This is a genomic window from Cupriavidus basilensis OR16 (assembly GCF_000243095.1).
Lineage (GTDB): Bacteria > Pseudomonadota > Gammaproteobacteria > Burkholderiales > Burkholderiaceae > Cupriavidus > Cupriavidus basilensis_D.
The window spans coordinates 1-6,024 of sequence record NZ_AHJE01000199.1 but is presented as its reverse complement, the minus strand read 5'-3'; the positions used below and the strand labels follow the sequence as shown (position 1 = coordinate 6,024).

Here is a 6,024-nt window from a genome sequence, read left to right as displayed (position 1 = left end):
TGCAAATGAGGCTTCGGGCGGGGCAAGGTTTAGCTAATTTGGGGTACGACGTCGCTCATCAAGCTACGGCGTCTTCGCAAGGAGTATCCGGGGTACGAACTGCAGACCTGTCTGTAAGCGGTGTAGGGCAAATTGACGTCTATACTCCGGAGAACTTGGCACCATCAAATATCGTCAAGAACATAGAAAAGAAGGCGGGCCAGGGAAATGGAGTCATCGTACAGGCTGATTTGTCACACGAGGACATGGCTTCGATTGCTGCTCGTACGTGGGGGAAATCAAATACGCAGAATATAAATACAATTCTATTCCAAAATTCAAACGGATCTTTTGTCCGATTTGATAGACCGAAAAATGGAGGTTAAGATATGCCTAAATTCAAATGTCAGTGTGGAAACGTTATAGATTTATCTAAAGGAGTGTCAAGTTGTGAGTGGACACTAATACCGGAAAAAACAATCGATAAGATTGGTTATTTATTGAGCGAAGATCGTTCTTTGGATGAGGGTGGTTTTTATGACGCCGTTTTGGAATATGGAATAACCGTGTATCGATGTCCGCAATGCGACCGCCTTCACTTAGAGGAGGCAAAAAATAGTTTCGTCACTTACATTAAAGAAAATAGTGAGATTGAAGTTTGATGTGTGGAAGGTGGTCGCGGTCTATGAGCGCGGCGCCGGAGCAATGGGCGCAGCGGCCAGTTCCGTGCTTGGTAGCCCGCTGGCTCCGACCGACAACATATCGGTGCAGAGAAGCAGGCTCGCGAGGATATGGTGAGGAGTCTGGTGGCCGCGGGGGCGGCCGGGGGGATGCAACTACGGCGACGAATGCGGCTACGTTTGAGGTGGAGAATAATCAGGCGGGACCGTTGCCGGCTCCGCCGCCGATTTGGTCACCGGGGCAATAGCAGAAGCCGTTCCAGACGCCTGGCAAGCTGGCATATAATGGGGAGGCGGTGCTGATTGGGACGCCGGATCAGTCGAAGGAAAACCAGTCGAAGCCGTTCTTTCGGCCTCTGCAGGACGCATATGACGCGGCAAATGGCATCGTGACCGGGGTTGCTAAGCCGATTTTCACGCCGGTGCTGGAAGGCGCCAATAATATCGCCGATTCCATCCTGCCGATGGCTGGCGGAGATAATTCTCGAAATAAGCCACCCGTTCCGCTACAGGAAGCTGATGGCCGACCCCATTCCATTATTGAAAGACCGGGTGTTGATGGTAAATACACATCATACAATGACAATGGCACATGGCCAATGTGGGGCCTGATGGAACCGTCTTCATTGACAAAGGGAGATTTCGTCCGGCAAGACCGGACGAGATGCCTGGAGCAAAGCAGAAATGACGAAGAGTAACTGGACCTATGCGCAGTTTGTGGCGGCCAACCCAGAAAAGGGTTTGACCCCTATTGATTATATTCATGCCATAAGCAAGTTTACGAAATTGCCTGATGATTTCTATCTTTGTATGGCTAGCCTGCTCTGGCCGTCATTTTTCGAGATAGAGGGGTAATATTTATTTTTGAGGTATTTAATAAATCATATTACGATGAATATTTGAATATCGGGTATTCCGCGAAGAAAGCCCAACCGTGGGTAAATCAAGTTGAGATAACATCGATATTTTATGGAATAAAAATGGACGCTGCGCAGCAGATTGCTGATCTGATTGTGGTTATATGGAATGGGAAGCTTGAAATCGAATTTGGTAAGAGCTTTCGACTGGCTAAGGTCGTAGTTGATAAAGAATTGGAAGAGGTGTTTGTGACAGTCGGTAACTTCGAGGAGTCCACTTGAAATCATGCTGTGTAAAACCAATGCTGGAGCGTGGGAAATGGATAATTGGTAAGGTTAAATTCTGATGGTTAATTATAATGATTATTATATCCAAATCGATGTTGATTTTAAATGATTAATTTTTTCAGTGACGTCAATTAGGCGTGAGAGCGGAATTGGAGTAATGCGGTTGAAATTAATTGGAAAATGGAGTGGCCGCCAGAACAATTTCCAGTCGAACAAGTATACGGAATTCTGTTTTTTAGCGATGGATCAGTCTTGGTGCTGGATGATGGAGGGCGTTTTAACCTTCCTGGAGGTCATCCGGAGAATCAAGAAACATGGCTCCAAACATTGCGGCGCGAGTGCATAGAAGAGGCTCAGGCTGAAATATCTAATCCGATGTATCTTGGTCATGTCGTAGTCAAAGAGTACGCCGATGGCCATACCAGAGACTTCGTGCAATTACGGTTCGTGGCAGATGTTCGGAAACTACTGCCACCCGGTCCAGACCCTGCTACCGGCAAGATCTACGCGCGCCAGAAAGTTAGCCCTTCCAACGCGGCAAAGATGCTCAACTGGGGCGAACATGGTATTCAGCAGCTACAAGATGCGGAAGCTCTCTGGCAGTTGGCCAGGCAGAGGCGGGCGACGTGAAACCCTATTTACAACTAGCGCCGAGACTATGGATTGGACCACAATCATAGCGGAATAGATCGAAGCGGGCTCTTTTCCCTTTCATATCTGATTAGTAAAAAACTTCATTTCGATGATGCGGTTCAGCATTAACAGAATGCGCCGCAAAGTAGAATTCCCTCATTTTGGCGCGCTAGATGGGCTGAAGCATTGGGCCAACGCGAATGCTGCACACTCCTGCCATGGTCAACGTCTTCGACGGCCGCGCACTGGCGGCGCCCTGCCATGAAGCCGGCGCCGCGCCGGGGCTGATCCACTGGGCGGCCGGCAATGCCTTCGACTACCTCAATCGAGCTTGATATCCGCCGTAGTGATCACTGTCTTCCACTTGGCCACCTCGGCCGCAGTGTGCTGGTTCAGCGCGGCGGGCTTGTAGGCGGCGTCCGGCAGCAGCTGGATGCCCTGGTCGGCCAGCTTCTTGGCGAACTCGGGGTCGGCGATAGCCTTGGCGAATGCGGCGTAGTTGCGGGCGATGACGTCCTTGGGCGTGCCTTTCGGCGCGTACAGGCCGTACCAGGTGGATGCCTCGAAGTTTGGCACCACGGTCTGCGCCACGGTGGGCACGTCGGGAAACTGCGGCATGCGCTGCCTTGCCGTCTGCGCGATGGCGACGACCTTGCCGCCCTTGACCTGGGGCAGGGCGGTGTTGGTCTGGTCGAACATGCCGTCGACCTGGCCGCCCATCACGTCCGTCAGGGCCGGGCCGGCGCCTTTGTAGGACACCGGGGTCACCTTGATCTTGGCCTGTTGGGCGAACATGGCCGCTACCAGGTGCGAGGTGGAGCCGACGCCCGCGTTGCCGAAGTTCAGCTTGCCCGGATTGGCGCTGGCGAAGGCGACCAGGTCCTGCACGGTCTTGAACCTGGAATTGGCGCCGACCAGCAGCACCAGCGGCGTATCGGGGAAGCGAAACACGCCTTCGAAGTCCTTGACCGGGTCATAGGACAGCTTCTTGTACAGCGACGGCGCGGCGGCCATATAGCCCATGTGCCCGACCAGGAAGGTGTAGCCATCGGGAGCGGCCTTTGCCGCCTTGCCCGCGCCGATGGTGCCGCCGGCGCCGGCCTGGTTCTCGATCGGCCTGGTTCTCGATCAGCACCGGTTGGCCCAGGTCGCGCCCGACGCGGTCGGCGATATTGCGGGCGAGCGCATCGGTGGGGCCGCCAGCGGCGAAGGGTACGATCCACGTGATCGGACGGGTGGGGTAGTCCTGCGCCAGCGCGCTGGCGGACAGGGCTAGCAAGGCCAGGGCGGCGGCCAGCGGCTTGGTCATGGTTGTCTCCATCATCAAGTTGGTTTTGGTGGATTTTTGGATGATCGGCGCTGTTTATATGTACATTTAACAAATATGTTCAAACATATTCTAGGAATGTGGCCTTCCACCGTCAAGCCGGATCCGCATCTCGTTTACCCTTTACGCTTGGCTTGCGGGCCGCCAGGCGCTAGCATTTGCTACGCCACAGGCACATCGATCGATCATTCAGGGAACCCATGGAGCCACGCCACGCCGAGTTGACCAAGGCGCTTATTCACGACATCACGAGCGGGGTCTATCCGGTCGGGTCAAGCCTGCCGGGCGAACTGGAGCTGGCCGAGCAGCACGGCGTCAGCCGCGGCACGGTGCGGGTGGCGCTGATGCGCATCCAGGAGCTAGGCCTGGTCTCGCGCAAAAAGCGCGCCGGCACCCGGGTGGAAGCCGCCGCGCCGCGCAGCAGCGAGTACATGCCCAAGCTCTCCACCATCGACGAACTGGTGCAGTACGGCGCCGCCACGCAGCGCGTGATCCACGGTGCGCGCGAGATCGTGCTCGACATCGAGCTGGCCACCCGGCTGGGCTGCCCGCCGGGCTCGCGCTGGCTGCACATCGAAACCTCCCGCACCAACCCCGAGGCGCCGGCCCACCCGCTTTCGTGGTCCGATATCTACGTGATGGCGGCCGACGGCAGCAAGATCCGCAAGCTGCTCAAGACGGATCCCAGCCTGATCAGCGAGATGGTTGGCAAGACCACCGGGCGCCTGGTCAAGGAAGTGCGCCAGACCGTGCGCGCGGTGGGCGTGCCCGCCGCACTCGCAGACGTGCTGGGTACCGCGCCCGATGCCCATGCGCTGGAATTCGTGCGCCGGTATTTTGACCAGTCCGACCGGTTGTTCGAAGTGGTGGTGAGCTTGCACCCGGCGGATCGCTTCACGTATTCGACCGTGTTGCAGCGTCAGGGCTGAGCCGTCGCCAGCCTGAAAGGGTCCGGAAGCGGCTAGCCAGCGGATTTGCTTTCAGGCGGCGGGGTGTGTCATTATGTATAAACATATTTGATTGGCGCAGCGGCTGTTCCCCCTGCTGCGCCCACGCTGCCATGACCGTGATCTTCCAGGAAGACGTCGTCGACACCATTGCCGACGCGCTGCAGTACGTCAGCTACTACCATCCCGCCGATTTCGTGCAGGCGCTCAAGCGCGCCTTTGCCGCCGAGCCGGCGGGCGCGGCGCGCGATGCCATCGAGCAGTTGCTGGTCAATAGCCGCATGAGCGCCGAGGCGCACCGGCCGATCTGCCAGGACACCGGCGTGGCGCAGGTCTTCATGACCGTGGGCATGGAGGTGCGCTTTGCCGCGCGCGATGGTGGCGCCTTGCTGTCGGTGCAGCAGATGGTGGACGCCGCCGTGCGCCGCGGCTACACGCACGGCACCAATCCGCTGCGCGCCACCATGGTCGCCTCGGCTCTGGGCGAGCGGCGCAACACCGGCGACAACACGCCGGGCTTCCTGCAGCTGGAACTGGTGCCCGGCGACATCGTCAAGATGACCGTGGTGGCTAAGGGCGGCGGCGGCGACGTCAAGGCGAAGTTCGCCACGCTTAACCCAAGCGATTCGCTGGTCGACTGGATCCTCGCCGCCATTGCGCAGATGGGCGCCGGCTGGTGCCCGCCTGGCGTGCTTGGCGTCGGGGTGGGCGGCACGCCGGAACAGGCCATGCTGGCGGCCAAGCGTGCGTTGTTCAGCCCGATCGATATCCATGCGCTGCGCGACAGGGGGCCCGCGAACGACGCCGAGCGGCTGCGGCTGGAACTGTTCGAGCGCATCAACGCGCTCGGCATCGGCGCGCAGGGGCTGGGCGGGCTGGCCACGGTGCTGGACGTCAAGGTGGCCGCGCTACCGTGCCATGCCGCGGCGCTGCCGGTGGCGCTGATTCCCAATTGCGCGGCCACGCGCTTCGTGGCGCATTGACCGCCAAGTCTGGCCGCGTGGTCGATCTGGATAGCCTTGACGCCGCGGAGGTGGCGCAATGGCAGGTTGGCGAGACCCTGCGGCTGCGCGGCCGCCTGCTGACCGCGCGCGATGCCGCGCACAAGCGGCTGGTAGCCATGCTGGACGCGGGCGAGCCGCTGCCGGTGCCGCTGCGCAATCGCGCGATCTACTACGTGGGGCCGGTCGACGCGGTGGGCGATGAAGCAGTGGGCCCGGCAGGGCCTACCACGGCCACGCGCATGGACAAGTTCGTGCCGCAGTTGCTGGAACAGACGGGCTTGCTGGTGATGATCGGCAAGGCCGAGCGCG

At 58.5% G+C, this 6,024-nt stretch carries 10 protein-coding genes and 1 pseudogene; 9 read left to right on the top strand and 2 right to left on the bottom strand.

All coding sequences use genetic code 11. The annotated features are described in order from the left end of the window. The 7 genes from OR16_RS44325 to OR16_RS47580 all read left to right on the top strand — a co-directional run. Positions 1-365, top strand: a 365-nt coding sequence (locus OR16_RS44325; RefSeq protein ID WP_158001418.1) for a hypothetical protein, incomplete at its 5' end; no start/stop codon positions are given. A gap of 3 nt (positions 366-368) precedes the next feature. Beyond that, complete coding sequence (locus tag OR16_RS42425; RefSeq protein ID WP_081489016.1) at positions 369-641, top strand: hypothetical protein; 273 nt, start codon at positions 369-371, stop codon at positions 639-641. 314 nt (positions 642-955) lie between these two features. Further along, the gene (locus tag OR16_RS45040) at positions 956-1,357 is read left to right on the top strand and encodes a hypothetical protein (protein ID WP_202801127.1); all 402 of its coding nucleotides are present in this window, start codon (positions 956-958) and stop codon (positions 1,355-1,357) included. Next, positions 1,344-1,514, top strand: a complete 171-nt coding sequence (locus OR16_RS44320) for a hypothetical protein (protein ID WP_158001417.1) — start codon at positions 1,344-1,346, stop codon at positions 1,512-1,514. Before OR16_RS45040 ends, OR16_RS44320 begins: the two co-directional genes overlap by 14 nt. 125 nt (positions 1,515-1,639) lie before the next feature. After that, the gene (locus tag OR16_RS44315; RefSeq protein ID WP_158001416.1) at positions 1,640-1,798 is read left to right on the top strand and encodes a hypothetical protein; all 159 of its coding nucleotides are present in this window, start codon (positions 1,640-1,642) and stop codon (positions 1,796-1,798) included. A 186-nt stretch (positions 1,799-1,984) separates the two neighbouring features. Beyond that, positions 1,985-2,434 carry an NUDIX hydrolase gene (locus tag OR16_RS42415; protein WP_081489015.1) on the top strand — a complete coding sequence of 150 codons (450 nt, stop codon included), beginning with the start codon at positions 1,985-1,987 and terminating at the stop codon, positions 2,432-2,434. Between the two features lie 203 nt (positions 2,435-2,637). Beyond that, on the top strand, positions 2,638-2,772 hold the full coding sequence (locus OR16_RS47580; RefSeq protein ID WP_006164550.1) for a hypothetical protein: 135 nt from the start codon (positions 2,638-2,640) through the stop codon (positions 2,770-2,772). On the opposite strand, the gene OR16_RS37865 is transcribed toward OR16_RS47580, so the two are convergent. After that, positions 2,759-3,520, bottom strand: a complete 762-nt coding sequence (locus OR16_RS37865; protein ID WP_337459908.1) for a Bug family tripartite tricarboxylate transporter substrate binding protein — start codon at positions 3,518-3,520, stop codon at positions 2,759-2,761. The two genes, OR16_RS47580 and OR16_RS37865, sit on opposite strands and share 14 nt — an antisense overlap. Further along, complete coding sequence (locus tag OR16_RS47975; RefSeq protein ID WP_006164547.1) at positions 3,411-3,746, bottom strand: hypothetical protein; 336 nt, start codon at positions 3,744-3,746, stop codon at positions 3,411-3,413. Before OR16_RS47975 ends, OR16_RS37865 begins: the two co-directional genes overlap by 110 nt. Positions 3,747-3,964: 218 nt before the next feature. Between OR16_RS47975 and OR16_RS37860 the strand changes: the two genes are divergently transcribed. Then, positions 3,965-4,693: a GntR family transcriptional regulator gene (locus tag OR16_RS37860; RefSeq protein ID WP_006164546.1), complete on the top strand. Its 729-nt coding sequence runs from the start codon at positions 3,965-3,967 to the stop codon at positions 4,691-4,693. Positions 4,694-4,824: 131 nt separating this feature from the next. Then, positions 4,825-6,024, top strand: a pseudogene (locus OR16_RS37855) (fumarate hydratase); the annotation flags it as partial.